Origin of the sequence: Sphingomonas sp. BK235 (assembly GCF_004345855.1) — a bacterium.
Lineage (GTDB): Bacteria > Pseudomonadota > Alphaproteobacteria > Sphingomonadales > Sphingomonadaceae > Sphingomonas.
Window position 1 is genome coordinate 69,654 of record NZ_SLXN01000013.1, and the last position, 25,154, is coordinate 94,807.

Annotated in this window: 16 protein-coding genes and 1 pseudogene; 6 read left to right on the top strand and 11 right to left on the bottom strand. The window is 64.4% G+C overall.

Annotated elements, in window-relative coordinates:
* Positions 1 to 139 precede the first annotated feature (139 nt).
* Positions 140 to 5,302, bottom strand: a complete 5,163-nt coding sequence (locus EV292_RS20960; protein ID WP_132911219.1) for an ATP-binding protein — start codon at positions 5,300 to 5,302, stop codon at positions 140 to 142.
* Positions 5,303 to 6,100: 798 nt separating this feature from the next.
* Between EV292_RS20960 and EV292_RS20965 the strand changes: the two genes are divergently transcribed.
* From EV292_RS20965 to EV292_RS20975, 3 genes are all read left to right on the top strand, one after another.
* Positions 6,101 to 6,346 carry a hypothetical protein gene (locus EV292_RS20965; protein WP_132911220.1) on the top strand — a complete coding sequence of 82 codons (246 nt, stop codon included), beginning with the start codon at positions 6,101 to 6,103 and terminating at the stop codon, positions 6,344 to 6,346.
* Positions 6,343 to 7,023: a hypothetical protein gene (locus EV292_RS20970; protein WP_132911221.1), complete on the top strand. Its 681-nt coding sequence runs from the start codon at positions 6,343 to 6,345 to the stop codon at positions 7,021 to 7,023. The genes EV292_RS20965 and EV292_RS20970 overlap by 4 nt, the downstream gene beginning before the upstream one ends.
* Positions 7,024 to 7,097: 74 nt before the next feature.
* Positions 7,098 to 7,856 carry a DUF3307 domain-containing protein gene (locus EV292_RS20975; protein ID WP_132911222.1) on the top strand — a complete coding sequence of 253 codons (759 nt, stop codon included), beginning with the start codon at positions 7,098 to 7,100 and terminating at the stop codon, positions 7,854 to 7,856.
* Positions 7,857 to 7,927: 71 nt separating this feature from the next.
* Here EV292_RS20975 and EV292_RS20980 read toward each other — a convergent pair whose 3' ends face one another.
* Genes EV292_RS20980 through EV292_RS20990 form a run of 3 tightly spaced genes read right to left on the bottom strand, consistent with a single transcriptional unit; the run spans position 7,928 to position 10,793 of the window.
* Positions 7,928 to 8,431, bottom strand: a complete 504-nt coding sequence (locus tag EV292_RS20980) for a Pycsar system effector family protein (protein WP_132911223.1) — start codon at positions 8,429 to 8,431, stop codon at positions 7,928 to 7,930.
* Positions 8,428 to 9,201 (bottom strand): E2 domain-associated cysteine-rich protein, encoded by a 774-nt coding sequence (locus EV292_RS20985; RefSeq protein WP_132911224.1) that lies wholly within the window; start codon positions 9,199 to 9,201, stop codon positions 8,428 to 8,430. Before EV292_RS20985 ends, EV292_RS20980 begins: the two co-directional genes overlap by 4 nt.
* A complete protein-coding gene (locus EV292_RS20990; RefSeq protein WP_132911225.1) occupies positions 9,198 to 10,793 on the bottom strand; it encodes an adenylate/guanylate cyclase domain-containing protein in 1,596 nt (531 codons plus the stop codon). The genes EV292_RS20985 and EV292_RS20990 overlap by 4 nt, the downstream gene beginning before the upstream one ends.
* Before the next feature lie 432 nt (positions 10,794 to 11,225).
* On the opposite strand from EV292_RS20990, the pseudogene EV292_RS23245 reads away from it, so the two are divergent.
* Both EV292_RS23245 and EV292_RS21005 read left to right on the top strand, forming a co-directional pair.
* Positions 11,226 to 11,312 (top strand): annotated as a pseudogene (locus tag EV292_RS23245) (IS6 family transposase); the annotation flags it as partial.
* A gap of 513 nt (positions 11,313 to 11,825) precedes the next feature.
* Positions 11,826 to 13,388, top strand: coding sequence for a hypothetical protein (locus EV292_RS21005; RefSeq protein WP_132911227.1), 1,563 nt, complete (start codon positions 11,826 to 11,828; stop codon positions 13,386 to 13,388).
* Between the two features lie 447 nt (positions 13,389 to 13,835).
* On the opposite strand, the gene EV292_RS21010 is transcribed toward EV292_RS21005, so the two are convergent.
* The 6 genes from EV292_RS21010 to EV292_RS21035 form a co-directional block, all read right to left on the bottom strand.
* On the bottom strand, positions 13,836 to 14,231 hold the full coding sequence (locus EV292_RS21010) for a hypothetical protein (RefSeq protein ID WP_132911228.1): 396 nt from the start codon (positions 14,229 to 14,231) through the stop codon (positions 13,836 to 13,838).
* 110 nt (positions 14,232 to 14,341) lie between these two features.
* Entirely contained in the window at positions 14,342 to 16,297 is a 1,956-nt protein-coding gene (locus EV292_RS21015) for a methyl-accepting chemotaxis protein (protein WP_165927221.1), read from the bottom strand.
* A gap of 450 nt (positions 16,298 to 16,747) precedes the next feature.
* Entirely contained in the window at positions 16,748 to 18,592 is a 1,845-nt protein-coding gene (locus tag EV292_RS21020; RefSeq protein ID WP_243693899.1) for a methyl-accepting chemotaxis protein, read from the bottom strand.
* A 313-nt stretch (positions 18,593 to 18,905) separates the two neighbouring features.
* Complete coding sequence (gene modA, locus EV292_RS21025) at positions 18,906 to 19,718, bottom strand: molybdate ABC transporter substrate-binding protein (RefSeq protein WP_132911231.1); 813 nt, start codon at positions 19,716 to 19,718, stop codon at positions 18,906 to 18,908.
* Entirely contained in the window at positions 19,715 to 21,823 is a 2,109-nt protein-coding gene (locus tag EV292_RS21030) for a TonB-dependent siderophore receptor (RefSeq protein WP_132911232.1), read from the bottom strand. The genes modA and EV292_RS21030 overlap by 4 nt, the downstream gene beginning before the upstream one ends.
* A gap of 269 nt (positions 21,824 to 22,092) precedes the next feature.
* Positions 22,093 to 22,356: a hypothetical protein gene (locus EV292_RS21035; RefSeq protein WP_132911233.1), complete on the bottom strand. Its 264-nt coding sequence runs from the start codon at positions 22,354 to 22,356 to the stop codon at positions 22,093 to 22,095.
* Between the two features lie 428 nt (positions 22,357 to 22,784).
* Here EV292_RS21035 and EV292_RS23250 point away from each other — a divergent pair, with 428 nt between their 5' ends.
* On the top strand, positions 22,785 to 23,276 hold the full coding sequence (locus EV292_RS23250; RefSeq protein WP_243693900.1) for a PEPxxWA-CTERM sorting domain-containing protein: 492 nt from the start codon (positions 22,785 to 22,787) through the stop codon (positions 23,274 to 23,276).
* 317 nt (positions 23,277 to 23,593) lie between these two features.
* Here the strand turns inward: EV292_RS23250 and EV292_RS21045 are convergent, their stop codons facing one another.
* Positions 23,594 to 24,619: a c-type cytochrome gene (locus tag EV292_RS21045; RefSeq protein WP_132911234.1), complete on the bottom strand. Its 1,026-nt coding sequence runs from the start codon at positions 24,617 to 24,619 to the stop codon at positions 23,594 to 23,596.
* Between the last annotated feature and the right edge of the window lie 535 nt (positions 24,620 to 25,154).

A 25,154-nucleotide genomic window follows, 5' to 3' on the forward strand; every position in this document is an offset into this window, starting at 1 on the left:
CTGCTCCCAGCTGTAGCTCAGAACAGGTTTGGCTGGCACCGAAGGCAATCCAGATAGAGAGGGAAAAACCTTCCCCTGAGAGCAAACCCGGCGGTCTCACGTACCGTTTCTACAGAGCACGCTGCAACGCCCCTGAGCTTCAACCCGGCGTGTGACGAACGAATACGACTGCGGTGGCTTCGGCCGCTGCCGTGACACGGCGCTCCAGATCATGCGCCTCGGCGACACCGACCGAGACAAGCTGCCCGAGCACCCGATCGATCCGCGCGCGCTCCGGATGCGTAGGTACTAGCAGCCCCGGGTCCTCGACCAACACCGCTTCGAACCATTGCACGACCTGACGGCCGACGCCGCCCGCGATCCAGAGGCCCGGTGATGTCGTGCGGCCGAACCAGGCATTGGCTGCGTCGAGCAGGAAGTCGAGATGCCGCGCGCGCGGCGCAACCAGCAACAGGTTCATCGTGCAGCGCGCCACGAACACGGTCTGCCCGCCAGGCAACATCGGGCGCAGCACCGGCAGAAAGGGATCGACCCTGTCGAACAAGGCACGCGGCAAATAGCTGTGCGTCCCGTTAATCATCCCATAGGTGTTGAACAGCATCTTCGCGATGACGCCGCCGCTCTCCATGTCGATCCGCGCTTCGGCAGGGTCGCGGGCATGCTGCCACCTGTTGAGGGTCATCACACGGCCGACCAGCTTTTCGCGCAGCGCCACCGGTCGCGCCGCCGCACGGCCGCTGTCGCTAAAATAGAGCGCGTCGGCGGCATGCTGCACCGTTTGCGCGACTTCGCCGAACGGCGCGTCGGGCAGGTCGGTCACGAACGGCAAGTCGGCCGCGAATGCCGCATCGTCCCCGTCGAGCAGCCGCTCGGCGTAGAAAGCGTAATAGTGCACATTCCAATCGTTCGGGTCGCGGCTGACCTCAGCATCTTCCGCATAGCCCAGCCCGTTCATTCGCCCCGTCCACTCGGCGTAGGCCGAGACGATCTCCTGCCGCCAGCCGATCGCGCCGGCAGGCGCCAACTGGATCATCGCAAGCCATTGGCCCGCCGCCTGATGATCGACATGAAGGATCGCCGACGGAGCGTCGATCGCCGTCTCGAGCGCGTCGTCGGCGTCTAACTTCTCCGGCGTAACCGGTCCCGGCACTCGAATCCGGCTAGCCCGGCGCAGGTTTGGACGCTCGTCGGGCCAAGCTGGCCAGTCCGGCTCCGCACCGCCGTCAAGCCAGGCTAGTTCGGCCGCCACCGCCGCATCGATCCCGGCGGCGCGTTCCGCTTCAAACGCCGCGTGGAGCGCCTCTTCTTCCGGCTCGTAGCTTTTCCAGCGCCACGTCATGCTGGCAAAAGCCGCGCGCATCATCGCCTTGAAGAGGCGGGGCTCGATCTCGAGGATGCGCTGGACCGCCGCCGCCACCGCGGGGGCCGGCGCCCGGTCCTGTCGTGTCGCCAGCGCGACCAGCGTATCGCGGTCGGCGATCTGGCCCTGCCGAGCCCAGAGATGGATCAGCGCCAGGATCGCGATCGCCGGGCGGTTGTAGCGCAGCATGTCGTGCGAGCCGCCGCCGCGATCGGATTTCGCCTCAAGCGCGATGGCGATCACTTGCCGAACCCAAGCTTCGTTCGCCGCGAGCAGCGCGTCGTCGCCGTCGCGCGCGACCAGCAGCGCCGTCGTGATCAGCCGCGTCGAGCGTGACTGAAGCACGTCGGTATCGCTGCCATCGGGCACGCCGCCCTCGGCATAGGCGACCGCGTCGCGCGCAGTGTCAGCAGTCGCGTAGTCGCCGCCCTCAGCGGCCATCGAAATGCGCGCTTCCATGCCGCTTGCCTGGACGGACACGTCGCGCTTGGCTTCGAGCGCCGTGAAATGCGCGGCCTCGTCCGGCGGCGAGCGATATTCGAGATTGCCGTCGTCCCGCTCGAACCAGTTCGCCCGGGTAAGGAGGTTGAGCGCGTTCCGTCCGGCCAGTTCGGGGTCGCTCAACGTCGCGTGCGCGCCATAAGGCTCAAGCGTCTCGACGGCGGCCGCGAGCGCTATCCGCAACCCGTTGCCGACCGGCTCATCAGCGAGGAAATTTGGCAGGGTGTCGACCAGCGAGTAGCCGCGCGATGGGCGTGCTCGAAGATCGGCCATGCGCACCGGCCCCTTCGGCTCTTCCTTCAGCCCAAGCGTGTCGAGCCCCGACTCCACCTGATCATGGATCTGCCGGGTGCGATCGTCGGCGAGCAACTGCGGGCTAGCGAGGAACGGTGCAAGCGGCACGCGCGCGATCGTGCCGTGCGACAGGAGAACATCGATTGCGATCAGCAGATAGGCGGCAGCGCTCCCCTCGGGTCCGAGAATGTCGGCCAACACCGCCTCAACCGGATCGCCGTCATCGAGCCGCTTCTGGCTCCACGCCTCCAGCGCCAAAAGCCCGGAGGCGGCCGCATATTCATTGCCGCGGCCCCGCGACCAGCCATAGCTCCAGGCCCAAGGGAAAAAGCGCGGCCCCTCACCGAAGTCGACTGTAATACCATCGTCGTCGGGCTCGCGCCCGTCGGTATGAAACACGATCGCCTCCTCGACCAGTGCCCGGATCAGCGCCAGTCCTTCAGCCGGCGCGGCATTCAGCAGGTCAAGAAACGGCGGTTGCGCGGGTGATGGCGGCAGATAGTCGCTGTCGGCAAAGCTGAAGGCGCGCTCCATTGCTCGGTTCCGCCCACGCCGATCGTCCTTCTTCTCGATCAGGCTGGCCTTGACCATCGCCGCGAGCTCGGCCGGTGCGACCGGCGCGATCACGCTAGAGAATTGCCGCAGATCCTTCATCTTGTAATGGTCGCCGTCGCTCGTGACCGCGGTGAGATAGGCCCTGAGCGCGTCCGGCGCGAACGACCCGAGCAGCATCGTCATCAGCCGGAGCTTGTCGATCGTCTGCCGCTGTGCGTCGCTCGTCCAGCGTGCGCGACTGTCCATTCCCGGAATCGTGACCGGGGTGTTGCGTAGGTCGAGCTGGCAGAGCCAGCCGAACAGCAGCCGGGCGGTGCGCTCGGCCAGCGAGGGGAGCATCTTTAGGAAGAAGGTCTGGACCTCGACCAGCTCGACCACCGCGCCGATCGCCGACATCGGGATTTGGGCGTCGTGGCCGAGCACCCAGCGCAGCACCAGGACCGACGATCCCGTCACGTCGGTCCGGTACGAGCGCGGCAGATTGACCTTTGATCCGTCAGGTAAGGTGACGATGTCGGCCGCCGCCAGCGTCTCGACGGCGACGATCGTCGTGGACAATTCAATTAGGAGCCCGCCGTTCTCGGCGAGGAGCGACGTGCTCGAATTGTCGAGCAGATCGATCGCAACTTCGGATCTAACCAGCGCGAGGATCGCCTGGCGGCGCCACGATCCGTGTGCGCTCGGCGGCGAGAGATGCGTCAGCAGGTCGAGCCAAGCGCTTACATCCTTCCCTGTCTCGAGCACCAACCGGGCAGCGATTTCGACGCCGCGAGCGACGCGCGGCGACACGGGACTGGTCAGGTTGAACTTCGCCAACCGTGACGCGTCTTCGGCGAGGTAAGCGCCAATCGCCCAGTCGCGCAGCACGTCATGGTAGAAATCGAGCCGGTCACGCCGGACCTCGCGGAGCGACTGGGCGCCAAGCAGATGGTCGCGAGCCGGCGAGTCCTCGGCAAGATCGATCCCAGCGTCGCTTTTGAGCGCGGCCGTCGCGAGCGCCTCGAGGATCCGTTGCGCGGCCCGCACTTCTGTAGCGGGCGCGCCATCGGCACTGGTCCACCAGAGTTGTGCGAGCGCGGCCTCGGTCCGGATGGACCCGGCGCTTGGCTCGCGAAGTAGTCGCGACAGGCGGTAAAGGTTGCGCGCAAGCTGGGCCGCGGGATGACTGGCATCGAGCAGCATGCGCATTTCGGGCGCCTGGTCGATCAGGATCGCGACTTCCTCATCCGACAACGCCTCGACCTCGAGCGCGTGCTGCCCGCCGAGCGCGGTCGCAATCCGGTTGTCGATCCAGGCGATGGCGTCGCTCGCGCCAGCCTGGCGCGCGGTCGCGATCACCGTAAACCCGGGAATGGCGGCGGCTGCCCGCAGCAGCTCGCTGATCGTGCGCTGGCGCCCAGCATCATCGACCATGTCGATGCCGTCGATGAAGAGAAAGGCGCCGCCGCTCGCGGCCAGATCGGTCAAGAACGCCTCCGCCGATCCCGGAATGCCGAGCGCGTTCGCCAGCGGCAGCCAGCCACCAGCCGGCGTCGCTTCACGGTCGAGGGCCATAATCGGAGCGCGCGCCGCGATACGATCGGCATAGTGGCGCAGCACCCACGATTTGCCGACGCCGGTATCGCCGCGGATAACGATAAAGCGCTGCGTCTCCACCGCATTGTCAAGTGCTGCAATTGCCGCCAGTCGCGGCAGCGTCACGCCTGCGACGCTCGTCCCGATATGCGCTAGCGTGTTCTGCGCAAGTTCGGCAAGCCGCGCGCGAGCCGGGCCGTACTCGCGATCGCCGGCAAGGTTGAAATTGGCCTCGGCGAGATTGGCCTTAAGCGCGGCAGCATCGAGTTCACCGCCACGCGTGCCCGTCTGGATAGAGAGATCTACAAGCCGGCTCCACAGCGCCTCGGCGCGCGTGACCTGCTCGTCGGCCAGCGCCATGCGCGCGAGCGCCAGGCCATACGTCCGTGCAATCGGCGCGCTTGCCTCGAAATCGAATTCTAGAATCAGCATTCGGCGCAGCAGCCGCCAGATCGCCTCATCGTCATCGGCGACGCCGCCCGCGACAAGATGCGCACGCGTCGTTGTAACGAACGCGCGCATATCGTCGTTCGCTACCCCCTTGGCCGCGAGCCGTTTGAAGAACTCGCCCGCTGTTTCCGTGCTGCGCGCCCAGCCCAGCACGTCCTGATAGGCGCCCGAGATCTTGCGGCTGGTCCGCTGCGTGGCGATTCCAAACAGATGGCGCTCCGCCGGCACATCTCCGATCGTGCTGCTGGCGATTTGGTGCGCAACATCCTTGTAGACCGCGTCCTTTGGCGAGAATTGAATGTCGCGCTTAGACTGGATTTCAAGCAGCGCATCGCCGCTGGCGCCAACGCCCTTGATAATGAGGTCGTCGAGCTTGAACCCCTGCTCGACGCCCTGAAAGCGCACACTCGTCACGCGCACATCAGGCAACCCCGGCGCTCGGTTTCCGGTCAGCAGTGCCAGAAGATAGAGCGCCCCGAGCTCACCTTCGATATAGGCCCCAGCCGCGCCGCGCGATGCCGGGCTCGAGCCGTGCTCGGTATCGGAACTGTTCCCCTCCTCTGACATCCCCCCGATGTGCGAATAATCGGCCGTCCATTCAAGCGAAACGTGATATTGCGAGGATCGCGATTGTAACCGACGCGGAACGATCGTGAACGCACCATGAAGTTACGGTGTCTAAGCCGAGCGGTTGTGACACCGGAAAGCCGCGCCAACGCGAGATTAGCGAATGGCAGAAACTTCACCCGCGAAAATGGGGCTGACAACGTTTTAAAGTAGTGCGCCGACATCGTACTTGTCGTCAATCAGCTTTTCGCCACCCCCCGACAGTTTAATTGCGACGGGACGGTGGGTCACGAGCGATGGCCCAATTTCATTCTTTACCGAGCATTTGCGGGGTCAGGGTGGCGGTGACGGACGGATATTCGAAATGAGGAGTAGAGATCGGCGGGGCCGAGCAGACTCGAAGGTCCGTTGAAAGTCTGGGCGCTCACGACCAACTGTTCGCGATCCTATTAAAACATAATCTGAAAAGCACGGTTGCGATTCTGCTTACCATCGATCATGGCGGGGCAATGGACCATTACACGATCGGGCATGGCCAAGTTTCTTCGTCGCTGTTGTTCCGTCTGAGCATGGTCAACAGCTCAATGATGAAAGCGAACAATGACGGGATCGCGATAGGCGATGTAGGTCTTGCATCGCGGCCGTTGCTCCCGCAGATCAACGCTGGTGAGCGAGTTAAGATCAGCGTGGGCGTTAGGGCTGGCCCTTGGGGTCTGCGGGTGCAGTCCGGGCGAGCCGCCGCGCGTGCGCCAATTCGAGTGCCGGTTTGCACCAGCTTCCGCAGGGCCAGAGCCGCTGGTGCTGTTGCTCGATACAGGCACCAGCCGGATTACCTTCGTCAATCTTCCGGGACGCCCGGTGCGCGCGCTGCAGTCCGACCGCTTCAGCTATTCCTTTCCCTATCCTCTCGGCGGTGGGGATGGCCGCGCCGAGATTGGCCGATATGATGGCGCCCTGCGCATTAGGCGCGTTGCGGGCGAGAAACGTCCTGCGATGAGCATGCGGGGCGACTGCAAGAGCGTGGCCGTAGGATCTAAACTGTGAGCAAGGTCTACACAGTCCTTACCGGCGATCTGGTTGGCTCAACCGAGCTTTCTACCGAAGTGCTTGTGCGTGCGCGGGATGCATTGCTGCAGGCAGTCGCCGACGTGGGGGCGTGGGAAGCGGACTTGGTGAAGGGCGAAGCGGAGTTTTTCCGCGGAGATTCTTGGCAGCTCCTGCTGACCAAGCCGCGCTACTTTCTGCGGGTAGCCCTATATCTGCGAGCTGCTCTGCGCCGCGAGCGAAAGGGTCTCGATACGCGCATTGGGGTTGGGTTTGGCGATGTGGAGCGGATTGATGCCCATCGGATTTCCCTGTCGGTCGGTGACGCATTCACTCGATCGGGCCGAGCGCTGGATCGGATGGGCGACGCCGTCGGTGTCGCCGTCGCTCTGCCCGACAAGACGGGCGACAAGCTTGGATGGATCCAGCCCATGACCACGTTGTGCAGCGTGGCGATGAATCACTGGTCCGAACGGCAGGCGGATATTGCAACGCGGATGCTGGTGCCGGACGGTCCGCGCCAAGCCGATGTCGCGAGCGCGCTGGAGGTTACACGGCAGATGGTCAGCAAGACGCTGGTCGCGATCGAATTTTCGGCGATCGAGTCAGCGCTTGAGTGGGTCGAGGGTGCCGGCTGGGAGAAGTCGCTACGTATGGCGGAGGTGCGTCTTGTTTAGTCGTGTCAACCGATTTCGGTTGACTAGACCGAATCAACCAAAATCGGTTGACGTTTTGGAGGCCCGTTGAGGGTATGATCTCCACCTTCACGGCGCTGCTCGCCGCACATTTCCTCGCAGATTTCATTCTTCAAACCGAATGGCTGGTCGTACGTAAGGGTAAGCTGAAGTATCTAAGCCTGCATGTCCTGCTCGTCGCGATCGCCGCGGCGCTCGCCATCGGCGCGCAAACCTTGGTGGCCGCATTCGCGATCGGGGTCATTGCCGTTACCCACATGGCGCTGGATTACGTCAAATTCCACTACCTCGGCAACAAATTGTTGGCCTTTGCGCTCGACCAGTTAGGGCACCTAGTCGTGGTTCTGGGCATCGCATTCTGCAACCCTACGTTGATGACGACAGGATGGTGGGCAGCACTGCCGGGCGATGCTCAGCTTGCCTATTACACCGGGCTCACGCTCGTAAGCGGGTTGATCGTGGCTGTGCCGCTCGGCGGCATCCTCATCAAGAAACTGGTCGAAGGACTGCCGTCGCCGCCCCCGCCGGCCCAAGGTGTGACAGCGCCCACCAGCATCGTCGGCATGGCGAAGGGCGGCCAATATATTGGCTGGCTGGAGCGGGGTTTAACCTTCCTGTTCGTATTGACTGGACGATATGAAGCCGTCGGGTTCCTCCTCACCGCCAAGTCAATCTTGCGCTTTGGCGATATCCGCGACAGCAACGATCGCCATATCCAGGAATATATCATCATCGGAACGATGATGAGCTTCGGCTGGGGATTTGTGGCAGCCGTGCTAACCGTTAAGGCGCTGGCCTATTGGGGGCTCAGCTGAACAGGGTGGATCGAAAAGCCGTCGCACGCCAGTTCCATGCGCAGGCAATTACTGCTTCGATTGGGCAGCCATCAAGATTTGACGATCGGTATGCGGACATGGAGCGTGGCCGTCGTCGCGAGGAACAGCGCGAAGGGTAGAAGCGCAGCCGATGTGCAGATTATCGCCTTTTTCGCATAGGTGTACTTGTCGCAGAGGATCTGTGAGTTCCGCCAGATCTGGCCGATGAGATCCTTGCGATAGTCGTCGTCCGAGCATCCGAGCACCTCGCTCTGGTATACGCTCTCCGTCCTCTTCTGGATCTCGACGAAATAGACGAGACTGCCGGCACCGCCGCGCACGTCCGGGAAGTTGGCACGGAACAGGAAGGCGTAGGAGAGAAGCAACGCGATCAGCGCCAAGACCCCGGGAATGGTCACATACCACTGCCTGAGGTCAGGCGCGGCGACATTGAGGGCGCCGACCGCCAGGACCAAGGTATTGACGCCGAAGAGCCCGTTAATGCGGGCGTCCACTCGAGGGAAGAACGCGAGAACGCGGTCGAGTTGCGATTGCAGTGTGGCGGTGTCGTTCAATGTGGGCTCCCTCCCTCTTCCTCACGCGTACCGCCCTGGTCGTCGCGCAACGGACAGGTCAGCATGGTTCCGCAGCACTTCGTGCCGGAGGCGCGTACGTGGCGCCAGTATTCGTCTAGCGACTTCCGGCGGAGCCGCTCCAACCAGACCAGGCGCGCGATCTCCCCTCGGCGTGCGCACTTGCGGCGGAGGATCGGCGCGTTGCGGCTCGCGCGTCGGCGGCAGCCACGGGGACATGGCGCGCGGCCGTTAATCGGGCCGCCCCGCCGATCGACGATGCGCAGGTCTGAATCGGTGATCCAGCTGGGTTCGCCGAGCCAAGCTGCGGCATACTCCTCCTCCAAACCTATCGATCGCGCCAATTCGAGCGCCCGCTCGTGATGCACTCCCGCCTCGCCGTGGTCGAGCGCCTGGTTCGGTGGCCATACGCCGGTCCGCTCGGCCACCCCTTGGCAGCGAATCCACTGCCTCAGCTGCTCCCACCATCTGTCGGCCGCGTCGGGTCCGTCTACCTCCAGCCGCCTCAGCCCTACGCAGAAGGTTCGGTCCTCCTGCAGGTGCCTTTCTGGACAGCGTGCCGGAAGCGCGGTGCCGGGCGTCTCCTCTCCGACGTGGGGTGAGCGAACGCCACCGATGGACAGCCTCAGCCCTCCGCCGGCCCATGGCGTCTGCGGTACCTTCGCGACGCCGATCAGCTTCTGGTGGCCTTGACGCTCCACCTCGAACCAAGATGGCGCGTTGGCGGCAAGGATGGCGGTCGCCGAGATCACCAGGCGTCGTGCGCTCGCATGGGCAGCTGGTCTTCGGGCGAATGTGCCCGCATCGGGTCAGCCTCTACGCCGCTCGACAGATACGGCGACTGCATGGTGCCTAGGAGGAGGTCGGCCGCGTCATGATCGAAGTTCGGCACCTTGCGCCCTGAGATGAAGACCTGCCTGACGACGGCGGGTGACGCGGCGAAGGCTGCCTCGCCGAGTGCTGTCTCGCGACCATCGCATCGACGCTGCTCGGCCTCGGACACGCATGTGGCCCGGCTTGCCGCGGCGCGGACGCTTGCCTGCCCCCGAAGGCCGATGCGGCAGACCGGCGTCTCGCCGTAGTCGATGCCAATCGCGAGGCCGAGCCGGTCCGCGCCGGGCAGCATCGTCCTGCAAAGCTCGAAGGACGAGCGCAGACCGGCCGCGGCGTTCACCGCCGTCCGCATCGTCGCCATCGCGTCGGTGCTGCGGGCGTCACCCTCGGCGACCATGCCGTGAATGCAGTCGCCGACGAACCTGACCTTGCGTCCGCCGAAGTCCTCCCGAAGCGCCGCCGCCATTTCGGCTCGCATGACGTGGAGGTTCGACACCGCCTCGGCGATCCGTCCGGTGCGGATCGAGTCGTCGATGTACGCCGTGAAGCCGTCGATGTCCGCGAAGAGGGAGGCCATCTCCATGCGGATGGCCCTGCTGGGCGGATGGTCGGCGTAGACGATGTCCTTGAGTGGCGGCGCCTTGCGCTGGAAGCGGAAGACCGCCTCGCTAACAGAGCCACTCTCCCGTGCCCTCAGCTCGTCGGCCACCTTCGTATAAGCGGTTTCGAGACGCGCGTCGGCCATCCGGTCGACGCCGGCGGTGACGACGTGCTCGTTGAGGAACTGACGCTCCAGCGACTTGGAAAGCGAGAGGATGTCGCTGAACGGCTGCGGTGCCCGGTCGATCGCGGCCGCGGCGCGACGACTGACGGCGACTCCTGGCTCTTGTCCGTCGGCGAGCTTGGCGGCGTGGTTCGCGGGACTACCGATGAAGAGGGGTTCGCGCTCGTCCTTGCGGCCGCCGTCGATCGCGACCGCGGGGCCGCTATCGATGCCGATCCGGACGCCGGTCTGGAAGCGCGTATGCTCTTGGCCCAGCCGCTCGACCATTTCGCGGAAGCCGGCCGCGAACGCGATCGCCTTGCGGACGCGGGCACCCTCGTTCTGCGGCCCCTCCGGTGCGAGCACGACGGCGTGGAGCCTCGATCCGTGAAAGTCGACGCGCTGCATCTCAAATTCGTCGATGAGCACATCGCAGGCGGAATAGTGGGCGTGCAGGAACTCGAAAGCAAGGCGGTGGCTGGCTTCGGTTTCCCTGCCGGCGTCGACGAGAACCGAGTTGAAATCGATAAGGTTGGCGTAGACGTGCACGGCGTGCGTCGTGATCGCCCGATTGCGCGGAATGTCGACGAGTGACGCCTCGGTCAGCGCCGCTGAAGCCGTGATGCCCTTCGCCATCCTCGTCTCCGAGAGGAAGCTGCGGAAGTCCTCGACGACGATCCGGCCCTCGGGGATGCTGTCGATGAACCGCTTGATGCGCATCCGCGCGCGATCTTCGTTCCATGCCATCGTCGAACGCCTCCTGATTGGCCGCACGTGAGTCGCGGCTCGACGTCCGACTTGTGTCGCACGCCTTGGGAACAAGTCAAGAACGACAAGGCTCACGGAGCAGTCATTTCGGAGGAGTCCGTTGACCCAACTTGCGGTGACGGAGGTTTTCACAAAGGTGACGGGCTACGTGAGCGCCCGATGGTTTTCTTGGATGGGTTGGATGGCCATCGAAGCTGAGGATTGACGGAAGTTTGGTGCGGCGCAGACCGTCCGTTCGCGTGGACAGTGGCATCACGGTGGGGCAGATAATTAGAGGGCTCCGTCAAACCAAATGCACCTGCTGGTAAGGAGGTAGGATGAGCGCGTCCCCATGCCCCGCCCGCGCAAACCTGCTTGGCCGTTCCGCTACTTTACTCCTTGCCGGAGGTGATCCGGCTGGAGATGCTGACGTACATGCGCTTCCCGCTGTCATTGCGGAATGTGGAAGACCTGCTGTTCGAGCGCGGAATTGATATCTGCCATGAGACCGTAAGGCTGTGATGGAACAGGTTCAGCCCGTTGTTCGCCGGTGACATCTGGCGTGCATTCGAGCGGCGCCGCAGGGCAATCGCGAACCGATGAATGAGTGTCCGGAGTTGGAAAGCGCAGGAAGAGCGCTGAGCGTCCATAGGTGGGTCTGCCCTTGGTAGTTCGGCCGCGGCAGCTAACGACCAAATCCCGGTCGCTCGATTAGCCACCGCGAACGTCTTTTCCTGACAGGAGCTGCCGGTTGGCTCCCCCGAAGCGGATTGTCAGCAGGGTGCCTCAAGTCGACCGTTTGCCAACGAAGCGGCATTCAGTGCACCCCGTCTCGGGAAGTTTGAAGGTGGTCAGCGAGGTGTCAGGCCGGCGCCGATGGTCGGAAGCAGAGAAGCTGGAGATTTTGGCTGAGGCGTTTCGGCCGGGGGTTCGGGTCTGCGACGTAACCGCGGATCGCGAGGTACTAAGCAGCCTGAGGACATGAACCGCCGCCCGGATGACGCTGGGAATCTTCGACGGTATGACGGGGGCATGTCGATCAAGATCACCATGTATTCCGTCGGCCTCGGCACCGCGATGCTGCTCGAATTCCGTCGTAGTGATCGGACCGTTAGGGTGCTGACCGACGGGGGAGACGCCGGCGCGGGCATCCGCGTCGCGGACGAGGTTGCCGAAGCGCTCGGGCCCGTCGGAGGGGCGGTGGGGCCCGCTCAGCCGCTCGACCTCGTGATTGGGACCCATTACGACGAGGACCATCTCGACGGTCTCACCGAGCTGGTCAGCAGGGGCGTGACCATACCGGTGCGGGAGATCTGGCTTCCACCGGTCGCCGACGACACGCTGTCGGGGTCGGGGCCCACGGACGTGACGGGTCGTGCGCCAAAGGATGAGGACACGCTCGCGACGCGCTTCGCTGCCGAGGAAGGGCGTGAAGCGTTCGGCGCCTATCTGCGGGACAAAGCGGCCACGCTCGATCACTTGGATGAGTTCGAGCAGATGTTCGAGCTACGCAGCGGAACGGACGAGCCGGACGCAGATACCTTCCGCGATCTCAGAGGCCGCGACGAGGCGCTCGGTCTGACGCGGTTCCGCAGGGTCAGAGGCGCCGCCCGACGCAGGCTTGCCGTGTCCGGTGTCGAGCATCTCTCCGGCGGAGACGGCCTTGAGACGGGGGCGTTCGCCACGCATGTGCGGTATGTCTGGCATCTGTCGCGTCGTGACGTGGGGCCGTTGGAGCGGCTGCGGTTCGCGACGCGAGGCCCCGGGGAAGTGCCTCTCCTCGAAATGGCGGTGGCATCGATCCGCAACGCAATTTGCACGGACGCGATAAATGCGGGGGCGCTGATCCGTCTCGTCGAGGCGCTGCGAGCACGTCCTGGGATCAGGCGGCGGCAGATCTGGTGCGAGGAAGGTCAGCCGATCGAGTTCGGCTTCGACGGGGCGAGCGGTCGGTTCGACCGCAGGTCAGTCCGAGGACCCGGACCTCGGCTAACGCTATTGGGACCTACCGAGAGGCTGGTCGCCGAGAGACGGGATATCCTGCCGGTCGGCATCCTCGCGATGACCCGGCTTCATCCCTACGAGCGGTTGAAGGATCTGACCGAAAGCAACCAGCTGAGCTACGTGGTCCGCTTCGATCACGAGGAGCAGGGCGTGCTCATCACGGGCGATACAGGCTTCGACGGCTTCGCCGTGGGGTCCGACAGCGTGCGGCGCTACTATCCGCAAATGGTCCACCATCTCCGCGACCTGTCGGTGATCCAGGTGCCTCATCACGGCGGCATCTGCCGCCATTTCTACCGCGTGCTCGACGACGCGGGTTTCCCTCAGAGGTCGGAGCCCGTCTACCTGCTGCTTTCGCACGAGCAGGGATCCGCTCATCGCCCAAGCGATCAGTTCATGAACTACGCCGCCAGCCTGGGCACCGGTCACCCCGCCCGGCTGCTCTTCACTGCGATGCCGCGGGCGGACAAGGCGAATGAGCTTCGCAACCTGGCGGAGTCCGCTACGATCGAGCCGGGCGCGTTGTTTGGAGATGCGGTTTTGGAGTTCGACAGCACATGGAGGGTCGTGCTGCATTCCGTCCAGTTGTGACGCACCTCGCCGACTCTCCCCGTTTGTTGATAAGACAGGTCGATGCGCAGGCGGAGCGTGATCGTCGCGCCGTCGATCGGCCGAGGCCACGAAGCTCGGTGGAGAGGGTGGCCTTCGCAGCGACCCTCTCGTGCGGTCGGGAATCGAGCGAGCGCGCCGTTAGCGACGTCTCGCAAATGGCGTCCTCGTGCAGAAACCGCCCGCTCGAGGGGGGCGCTGCGTCCTCCATACCGAACATTGGTCGCGCCTTCGGGCAGCCGATCATTCCAGCCGATTCCAGCGCTACCGGTCGTTCTCAGCGAAGGGGGCGATCGGCAGCTTTGTCCGACCATTCGTCGGCCCGCGTCCCCGATATGTCGCTTCCGGCGAGCGGATGAGTCTACATGAATGAACGACCAAAGCTGGGAAGCGAGCAGGGCGGCCTGAACGTCCACTTGTGGGTCTTGTTCAGCGGTACAGACGAACAATATCGCTAGCGAACATGATGACGGCGATCGGCAGAACCGCTGCGAGCAACAGCGCTAAAAGATCGATATTCGCCATAAAACCCTGCGGGTAGATGTCCGGGCATCGCAATGCGCGGCGGTGGCCTCGGACCTTTACGCGGAGAGTGCGGACCTCAGCCAGCGCGGCGATCGTTCCAAGATATAGAGCGGCAACGACCCAAAAGGTTGCGAGCGCGAGGGCACCCATTTCCCATCCCGGCGCTTCGCCAATTTTTAGGGCCAATGCCGGGTAGCTAAAGGAGATCGCCACGGCAGTTTTGACAAGTGTGTTTGCTCGATCATGGGCAGCTTTTTCGCGAAGCCCGAGCCCATCGGCCGTGCGCCAGATCCTAGGCAACGTCTCTCTCCTCCTCCAAGAGGCTGACCCATTGTAAGCGGCAACGCGGATAAACAAAAGGGAATTGGCTGATATCCTGTCAGATAGCGCCTGACCCATTTGGGATGCGGCTACGCCCTCGCGAGTTCCTCTACGAACTGGTCGGACGAGGATCTCAGGCTAGCGAGAGAGGCATCAAGCTGCTGGGACATAGCCTCCAGCACATCGGCATCGTGCCTGCTCTCCACGACCAGGTCTCGCGACTGCTGAACCGACAGGGTAAGAGCCTGGCTCCCGACAACGATCGACTCCACGCTCTCGCGAATGACAGAGGCGCCAAGACGCTGCCGTCCGACGGCGTGCGTGATGGCGTCCGACGCGCGCTCCGACCTCGCGAGCGCGTCCGAAACTTTGGATATCGATGCCGCGGCCACGCCGGCGCTCGTACGCACGCCCGCGACCTTCTCAGCCACCGAACGGGTCAAATCCGCTGCTTCCAGCGCGAGCGTCTTGACCTCGGCGGCGACCACGGAGAAGCCCGCACCCGCGCCTCCCGACCGAGCAGCCTCGATTTTTGCATTAAGCGCAAGGAAGTCGGTCTGCCGCGCGATGGCGTCGATCGAGCCGACGACCGCATCGATGCTGTCGAGCGCCTCGGCAAGGCCTATGAGGGAGGCACTCGCGTTCTCTCCGTGCGCGGTACCGGCCCGGGCGAGGTCCAGGCCCGCTACGGCCTCCTCGGCAATTGCGCCAGCCGATGTGTCGAAGGCGGCAGTCTCGGGCGAAACCTCAGCGCTTCGTCGTGCTGCGTCCTCCGCCAGCCGGCTCGTGGCGTCCATGCTCTCCAAAAGGCCGATCACGCGTGCCCGGACCGACTCCGCCGCCGAGGTCATGGCATCCGCGTTGGTGCGGATGGCCGCGAGTTCCGGCGCGATGCGGACCTGAAACGCTTTACCGGCCTCTCGGAGGGCCGCGCTCCTGCTCGCCTCCGCTTGCCGGTTCAGCCTGGTATTCTCCGCCCTCACTTCCGACACCGTGCGCTCAAGCGTCAGCCGCGCCTCACGTTCTTGAGCCGCGACGCGCTCTCGCGCGTCCAGCGCCTCACGCGTCGCCGCATGCGCGCCGGCGGTCGCCGCGTTTGCGTTGGCGATAGCCCTTCGCGCCCGTGCGAGCAGCCGCCTGCCAGCAAGGGCCAGCCCGAGACAGACCATCAGCATGATGGGAACAGCCTGCCGCCGCAGTGTAGAGCCCGGCCGCCTCGGGGACCAGCGGAGGCCGCCGACCGCCCGACCCTGCGACGTACTCAACACCAGATCGGCAGGCTGTCTGGCCGAGACCAGCTGGAGATCGGCAAGCTGATGGTTGACACCAATGCTCCGAGCGTCCCGTGCGGTCAGATCGTCGACCAGGATTAGGAACGACGGTCCTCCAGGCGGCTGCGCGACTAGCCCCTTGTCGGGGGTGATTGGCGCGACGGCGAAGGCAGCGACGTTCCCTCTCGTGGTGAGCGTCAGGCCGGAGATCTGCCGGTGGGACGCCGCTGGTGCGGCCTTCAGCGTGTCGATCGCCAGCCTTATCGGCAGTCCCAGGTAGCTCCTCGCATCCAGTTTGACGAGGCGATCGCCGTATGACGCGTAGGTAGTGTGGCCTGCGCTATCCACGACGAAGCTGCTCTCGTAATCCTGCGACTTAAAGAGGTAGGGGCCGATGTTCTCGTTCGCCCAACCTCTATCGAGCTTTACCACGAGGTTCTGCAGGGCCACGTCCCACGCGGCGCAGTCCTTTAAATACCGCTGCATGTCGGCCAGGTGCATGTCGATAGCCGTCCTGGCGGCGTTCCGCTCCGTCTCCATCTCGCGTCTGTCCGCCTGCACGGAAAGCCAAATCAGCAGCGCTGCGACCGAGGCCACGGCCAAGCCGATCATACGCATCATCGGCACCACGAAGTCACGCCGATAATCTAGCGCCTGATCGAGGATCGACCTGCGATCATCCTGCTCCTCGTGAACCTTCCCGTGCATGGCGTCACCGTACCTCGTTTCGATCACCAAGTTCTTGACGTGGGGAGAGCCGACGAACGAGTGCATCACGCGGGGACAAGCGCCGCTCGACATGCCGGCACCAGGTCTGCGATCCCCGGCCTACCTCGACCGATCACACCGGTCTCGTCGTAGCTGAAGGTCTTATCCCTCGGCGCGATCCGATATTCACGCTTTCAGCTGCAGGCGGTATGAAGTTGTAGAAGCCTGCGCCGTCAACTGAAGGCGCGGATGAGGTGAAGGCTTGAGCGGAGAGGGGCTCCGTACCTGCCACCCTGCCTTTCCACTCAGCAGCGTACCCTGGTTCTTAGCTACCGTAGTCGGCTTGCTACCTGGTTGCTCTCCTCAGACGCCCGTAGCAGGCGAAGGGTCGCTTCGACCTGCTGCTTGAGCTCGGCTAGATCCAGCAGCAGGCACTCTGCCCGGGCAGACATCAGGATAGCTTCGGCGACAACCGCGGAAGAAGAGGACTCTTGCCCTCTGTCCATCACCAATCTCCTAGAAGGAAGACCAATCGTCCTGCGGTGACGCCGCTGCTGCGCCAGTGCGCCGCGCACGCGCGCCAGCAGCCATCCGGGCACCAACCTGCGCGGCACGCGCCTGGAGCTGGTGGACCGGCGCGGCCGGTATCGCAGCCTCGCCAAATTTGAACCGGCTGACCTGGCGCGACATGTTCTCGGTCTCCTCGGCCAGGCTGCGCGCCGCGGCGGTGGCCTCCTCGACCATTGCGGCGTTCTGCTGGGTCACGCCGTCCATCTCGCTGACGGCGGTGTTGACCTGCTGGAGCCCGGTCGCCTGCTGCTCGGCGGCAGAGGCGATGTCGGACACCAGCGCGCTGATGTCGCCGATCCGCCCGGTGATGCGGCTGAGCGCCTCGCCCGCCTGTGCCACCAGCGTGACGCCGGCGTCGACCTGCTCGGTCGAGCCGGTGATCTTGCTCTTGACGTCCTTGGCGGCGTCGGCCGAGCGCTGCGCCAGCGCGCGCACCTCGGAGGCGACCACCGCGAAGCCCTTGCCGGCGTCGCCCGCGCGCGCCGCCTCGACGCCCGCGTTGAGCGCGAGCAGGTTGGTCTGAAACGCGATCCCGTCGATCACCGCGATGATGTCGCTGATCTCGTTGGACGAGCGCTCGATCCCGTTCATCGCCTCGACCGCGCGGCGGACCACGTCAGCCGACTGTTCGGCGTCGCGGCGCGTGTCGGTCACCACGCCGTTGACCTTGGTGGCGTTGGCAGCGGTCTCGCGCACCGTGGTGGTGATCTCGTGCATCGCCGCCGCAGTCTCCTCGAGGCTGGCGGCCTGCTGCTCGGTGCGGCGCGACAGATCGTCCGACGCCTGGCGGATGTCGCTGGCGCCGTTGGTGATCCCCTCGGCGCTGGCGTTGACCGCGGTGAGCGTGTCCGCGACCGACCGCATCGCGTTGTTGAAGTCGTCCTTGAGCTTGGCGAACGGGCCGGTGAGCTCGGCGTCGATCCGCGCGGTCAGGTCGCCGCGCGCGAGCGAGTCGAGCCCGCTGCCGACGCTGTCGACGATCAGTCGCGTCTGCTCCTGCTTCGCGCCCTCGGCGGCGACGAGCTGGTCGCGGAACGCCACCATCGAGCCGGCGAGCTCACCCACCTCGTCGCGGCGCGGATCGACCGCGACCTCGGCGTTGAGGTCACCCGCGCCGAGCCGGCGCATCGTCGCGGTCATCGCGGTCAGCGGCGTGGCGATGCCGCGGATCAGCGAGATCAGCATGAAGACGGTGAGCGCGAGCACCGCGATGGCGATCGCGATGGAGATATTGCGCGAGGTCGTGTATGTTGCGTTAGCGGCGGCCATGTCGCCGTCCATCAAGCTGACCTGGATCGCCTTCAGCTTGCCGGCATCATCGCTGGCCTGATCGTAGACCACCCTGCTGCGGCGGAAGCTGGCGAGTGCCGCGTCATTCTGATTGTCATGCGAGAGTGTCAGTGTGGTCTTGGACTGTGCCAAGTAGGTTCGCCAATCCGCCTCGAATTGCTCGAACATGGATCGCGCGGCAGGGTTCTTGAGCGCCTCGTTCAAGAAGCTCGCGTTCTTCCCGACCTCGGCTGCCTGAGCTGACGCGTCAGTCTCAGCAGCAGCGATGTCGGCGGGCGCCTCTGACAGGATGCTGTTCGCCTCGGCATTGCGGTAGTCCGACGTCGCCGTGTCGAGCGCGGCAACGGCGACCAGCTTGTCCCGTCGGTCGTGCCCGAGCAGCTCGGCTGCGCCGTTCAAGGTGTGCTGGCTGGTGATCGACGCGGCTGCCATAAGCAGGAGCGAGCCGAGTAGGATGCCGAAGGCAACGAGCAGCTTCGAGCTGATCTTCAGGTTCTTCACGTTTGCGACACTCTCCAGAGGTGCCAGCAACATAGAGCAACATATGTTAACGAGCTGCCACCGCTTGGTCGCTTTAAGCGCACTCAAGGAGCGTCGGGGTTAGCGGTGCCTCTCACGAACGCCCGCAGGATCGGGTATGAAGCGGTGCCTGCAGCGGTCGCTCATAGCGTCGGCACCCTCAAGATGAACAAATGTCTGGATTTGAGAGGCGGGCAGGGCCTGCGGAATGACCGGTTATGGGTCGTTCGCCTTTAGGGCAGGAGAGCCGCTCGCTCCACCGTCGGCTCGCCGTCCTGCGCTCACTCTATCGTCCCTATTGTACTCGGCTGAACCCGAACGATGCCATCAGCGCCTGTGCCTCCGCTCCGCGCAGATAGCTAGCTAGCCGCTTAGCGGCCCCCATGCGACGGCCGTCCTTTGACGTAGAGACTACGGTCATCCCATAGCGGATCGGAACCGCGAGCGCCGCTGGCACGCGCACCTTTGCTACGCTCGTGTCGGGCGTCGTGACCCGCGAGCTGCAATAGCCAACCGAGGTGTCAATGTTGCGCCGGATCATGGCGTCGGCTGCGCTACCGGTCGGTGCCGCAGCAGGCTCCTCAATCCGGCTTCCCACCACCGCTTGCGCCTTGGCCTTCAGGGTCGCGGTGGAGCCCGGTCTGATCGCGTCGGCTCGCTCGAAGAACTTATGCGCGTAGTCGCCGCCCGGGTCGGCGCCAGGCGTCGATGTCCCGATCCGCACCCGGGGATCGAGCAGGCGGTCCAATAGGTTCGCTTGGGTCAGACCAACCGTAGGCAAGGCCGAGACGCAAAGGCTGTTCCGAGCGAAGAGCGCGACCGGGCCGGCAAGCCCTTCGGCTTGCAGCCGCCGCGGATGATCCATGTTCGCAGAGACGAACAGGTCGACCTTGTCGCCCGCCTCGATACGCTCGCGCATCAGGCCAGCGGGGCCGGTGTGGAGCGTCACGCGCTGACCGGTGCGCTCGCTGTACCGATCGATCATCGCCTGCAAGACGCCCGTCGTACTGCCCGCGGCATAAACCACCAACGGAGGACGGATCGGCTCCGCTGGGGCGGATCCGGTCGTCAGCACGGCTGCGACGAAGGAAACGGGAAAGCGGATCACAGCGCCACCTGCAGTGAGAGACGGACGTTGCGCGGTGTGCCGAGCGTTCCCGTGCCGTTGTCGACGCTGTTATAGCCGTTCTGCCCCGTGGGCGCGACGTTCGCCCAGTAGCGTTCGTCGAAGAGGTTGTTGACCGCCAGGCGCAGCGCCATGACTTGGCCTCCGAGCTCGAGCTGGTAGCGCAGCCCGAGGTCAAGTAGGGTGTAGGGATCGACTGACTGCGTGTTGCGGAAGTCGGTAGGTCGCCGGCTGACATGGCTCACGTCGGCCGTGACAGTCACCTCATGGAGCATCGGCAGGCGGTACTCCGCGAGCAGATTGATCGCACGCTTGGGCGGACCCAGGATCTGGCGGTCGCTCGTCGCCGTCATTCCGGTGTCGAATAGCTTCGGATCGAGCAGCGCGATGCCGCCGTAGAGGTTCAGGTCGTCACCAACCCGACCGTTGAGGGTCAGTTCGGCGCCTCGATTACGTTGGCGCCCTCGCACAGCGAACACGTTATCGCCTCCCACATAGGCGTACGGCCGACGGATCTCGTAAACTGCCAACGCAACCTGCATGCGAGCGAGATCGAGCTTGTAGCCCGCCTCCCACTGAGTGCTGCGGTATGGCGCCAGGGCGTCGCCGGCGTTCGCCGCCGTTGCAGGCGCGGCGTCGCCCTGCTGCAAGCTGCTGGCGTAGGTAACATAGCCGGTCATGCGGTCCTGCGGCTTGACGATCACGCTCGCCGCCGGACTGAGACCGTCGTCGCGGTAGCGCGACGTCACGACGCCGGTCCGATTGATGTTGCGCGCGCGGATCCAGCTTTGGCTGACCGCACCCTGGATCATCAGTCTGTCGGTCAAGGTGACGGTGTCGCCGATCGTCACCGCCTGCTGGCGGGTCGTCTGCGCATGGAAACGATCTTGGAAGTCGGGTAGTGACGGCTCGTTGAACGCGACAGGGGCGGCTAGGTTCGCAGTGCCAAGTGCGATCGCTCCGGTTCGAAAGGGCGTGTACCGCTGCCAGGTGAAGCCCGTGGTACCGAGGGAGAGCTCATGACGCATCCCTGCTACAGCCACGCTCCCGCGCAACGCCGCGACGTTGCTGAGCACGCGATCGAAGCTGAAAGTAGTGTTTACAGTAGTCGCGCGGTACGCGCCCGTCGGGCTGGTGACGGTCATGGTCGGTACGGTGGAGGCTCGATCGTTGCTCATCGCGAGCACGCCCGCCATCAGCTCCCATCGGTCACCGAGGCCTTGGAAGAGGCGACCGCTCGCCAGTCTGGTCGTGTTGTCGTCGCCTGCCCAGCGAAGGCCGTAGCCCTCGCGGACGGGATCGAGGTCTTTCGGAAACGGTACACCCGCGGCAAAGGCGAAGTTGCCGGGGAAACCGGTTGCCGTGTAGCGGTAGTAGCTCGCGTTCAACTCCACCCGCGTACGCTCCGCGGGTCGGACGTCGACTGACGCGCTCGCGAGCTTGCGGCGCAGGTTGCTCGCGTCGGCGAACGTCTGGCCGTCCTGACTTAGCAGGTTCACGCGCGCGCCCACGGAGCCGATGCGGCGGCTGAGATCGGCATGCGCGAGAAGGTTGCCCTCGCTGGTGTAGCCGAACTTCAAAGAGGACAGCGACCGATCAGTCGGCCGTTTCAAGACGTAGTTGAAGGTCCCTGCGGGGCTGGCCGGACCGTAGAAGGCGCCAGCGAGACCGTTGAGCACCTCGATGCGGTCAAACTGTTCGATTGCATAGTCGGTAGTGGCAGCGATGTTGAGACCATCGATGCGCGTGTTCTGCACGACGCCCGCCTGGAGGCCACGCGACTGCGGTCGGATGTTCTCGCCCTGAACCGAGGGGATGTAGCGGAACAGCTCGCGTACGTTCTGCAGCTGCTGGTTCTCGGCCAAGTTCACCGGGACGACACTGATCGAGTAGGGTGTGTCCAAGAGCCTTCGCGACCCGAGTGAGCCGATGTCTACTCGATCCACTCGGTAGGTGTCGTCGGCCGCCGGGAGAACACCGTTCACGATCACGTCGGCCCTGCCGCCCGCCTCCTGAGCCTCTGCAACAGGGGCGAGTGCGACGATGGCCGCGGCGGCCCCGGCATACCGTGCGATAGCTTGCTTCATCGCTCCGCTATATACCGCCGAATATAATCTGGAACCCCGCTGCTCTCATGAGTGGAAGCGCGCATGTCGCTGAAGCCATGCCGACGCGGGTTATGGCGTGTGCTCAGGGTCGAGAACGGTCACGTCACTCCGTGACCGAATGGCAGGAGTTGAGAGCGGGCCGACGGGCGCTGGACGACCACTAAAGGGTCTCGGCACGAGAGGGCTGGGGGCCGCAAGCGCCCATGCTTTGCGGCGGGATAACTGGTCGCCCAAACCGGGCTTTCAGCTCAAGGCCGTGGATGTTCGATAAGTGCTACTATCTCAAAATCGAAGCTCGCCCACCCGTAACGTTTCCCCGCCTGTTTGGTTAGCGCCTCCTTGCTCGCGGCTTCCTTAGCGGAGGTGGTGTGTCCCCAGAACACCTCCGTCTTGCCGTCGTTCAGATGTGCGACGATGCGCCAGTAGTGCGTGAATGGCGCGACCGTAGGACCGATCGTCTTGACGTACCCATCGGCCATTGTCGCGGTCAGGTAGCGTTTCTTCCTCGCCATCGGCCGGCGGTAGCGCAACGGGGATGTGAACGGGAGAGGGGGCCTGCGTCAGTCAATACTGCGTTGGCTGTTCCCGGTAGGTGCAGGAGCTGGGCTGATCGTCCGCTACACCTCAAAGGCTCAGCTCATGATGGCGGGCGTTCAACGGACTGGGCCGACAGCGCGATTACGCAGCGACCCTGTCTCGCGGGAGAATGCTTCCTTTTCGTTCCGATCTAATTTGATCGGCTCTGGTAGCTCAGTGAAGCCTGGTCCGCTGCTGGTCCAGGCGAGCCGCCGTCCGTCCGCGCTGCCGCGATTTGGGTCACATTCAGCGATGAAGAAGAGTGTCAGGCTATCAAAACTGTATGCCGTCGCAGAAGCTAGGGTATAGCTGCCCCACTTGGAGGGTAACCAAGGGGGCTTACCGTTCAAGCGCAGGGGGATGAATGGGCAATCTGCTTATCGCTGGCCTGATCGCCACCTTGGCGCCGGCCTCGGCCCACGCGGCCGTGACCTACTCGTTCAAGACCTTCGAGCCGTTTGCCGGCGGCGACATAAGCTTCACCTACGAAGCACCGACCTTCGTGACCGATGGCTGGGTCGATCGCAGCCTGCTAAAGGATGCCACCGCCTCGATCGCGCGGATCAGATTTCTCTCTTCCTGTCCGAATGGTGGCGGCGCGTCGGCCTGCGATGAGGTGAACGTCGTGACCGAGAGCGGTTTCGGCTCAACCATCACCCATCGCTATTTCGCAGACGGTGCCTTCGCCGCAGCAGGCTCGTATAAAGGTTCATCCAGCACCCCGGCGAGCCTGACCGTCTCAGCGGCGGTCGCGCCCGGCGCCGTCCCCGAGCCTGCTACCTGGGCGATGATGATTCTCGGCTTCGGCGCGATCGGCTACGCCATGCGGCGGAAGACGGTGCTGCGCTTCGTTTGACATCCGGGCTTCGGACGAGAGGGCCGTCGGCGCGATCCGGCGGCCGGCTCACTAGACCGTCGAACTGCTCTTTGAATCGCTGACCTCGGCATGAAGGTCGCGGACCGCCCGCTGCGGCGCCGACGTCGCGGTGAACATGATCATCAGAACAGCAATGAGCCGGCGCTAAGTCACCTTCAGCGGACGACATGAAGCCCTGTCGATCCACCCCTGACCCGACGCGCAGCGGCCGCAAGGCCGAGCGCCAGCCGCCATCTTGCGGCATCCGGCCGCTGCCGTGCCGAGATCGTCGCGGCGCGCCGACGCGCGTGACGATTTTAAGGATCGAGCGACGCCAAATAAGCCGTGAGGTTCACGATGTCGGCATCGGTAAGGCGCGCGACCACCGGCTTCATCGCCACGGCATTCTTGCCGTTGCGCGTGCCGCTTTTGAAATCATACAGCTGGCGTGCCATTGCGGTCGGCGATCGACCGGCGATGCTGGGAAACTCGGCACCCGATCCCCTCAGGTCGTCACCGTGGCAGGAAGCGCAGGGTAGCGTTCTGCCACCTCCGCCGCTCGTCGCCAGTAATTTGCCCTTCTTGATGCTGCCCGCTGGTACATAGGCGATGAAGCCGGACGATGGATCGCGCAGCATGGTACGCTCGAAATCCTGCGGTACTTCGATGATCCGGGTGCGGATCGGTTCGGTGGCGCCGCTCGGGTCAACCTTCTGTACCGCGTGCGCCGCGGGGTGGGTGACAGGAACGACGTTGCCCTCGATCAGACGAAGTCTCTTCACCGGCTTGATCGAATGGAAATATTCAGAGGCTTGCCGCGCATCGTCGAGCGGCAGTGCCTTCGCGATCTCCACCATCTTGGCCAGCGGCGCACCGTTGATCGATGCGTGACGATGATCCTCCCTCATATCTGCGAGCTGTTGCAGCATGTAGTCGACGGGCAGGCCGCGCAGATCGCTCGTGTCCGGCTTGCCTCCGCCATCTATGAGGTGACATTGGCCACAGGCGTTGTAGGCACCCTCCCTTCCGCTGATGACTGGCGGTGGCGGTGTCGGGTGACGCTCCGGGAACCAGTCGATCGTCGCTCGCTGCCCGTTGATCTGGGTGAAGGTAAAGGCCCGCTTGCTCCCGGGAACGTGGAACAACTTTCCCTCTTCCTTCTCATCGTCCGGGATGCCTCGCGGGTACGGCCACGTCGGGAAATCCGTTCTTACCAGCGCCGACGGGGGATCGAACAAAGCCTTCTCAGCGGCGAACGCCTGATAGGCGCGGCAGGCGACGAAGCCGGACGCGAGCGCCGCCACGACCGCACCGTTCAACAGGGCGGATTTGAACGAGAACATAGGATTTCGCCTTTATTGTGGGATCGCCCGCCGACCGCTGGAGTGAAAGGCCGCTCGCCCCGGGGGTACGAATAGCAATCGCGTTCGAGTGCGCATAGCGTGCCTTGCCCCTGCTGCATCGGCGCTGCACGGCTCGATTTCCTCATCCTCATCGCTTGGCGCATCGAGGAAGCCGCGGCGGCTTATCCAGTCAGCGCGCCGATCAGGCCGATGTTGCATCAAGAGGCCCTCGTTGTGCACGCCTGACGAGGGGCGCCAGCCCGCCTCTCGAGTCCAGTCGTTCATTCATCTTGGCGCCCGAGCCGTCTTAGAGTCGCGAAAGCATGAGGGTCTGCGCCGATGGGAAAGGGGAGGCAGCCAGCGGTATCATCAAACGCCCTTTAAGTTTGTGTCGGTGCCATCAACCGGACACAATCTGTCTCCTCCTCCTGCTCGGGAGATGTCGTTGCCCCCTAAATGCCTGACGAGGCCTCGCGGGTTTGCGCGATGTACTCGCGGGGTGATCGGTAGCCCAGCGCCTTGTGCGGGTGCACCT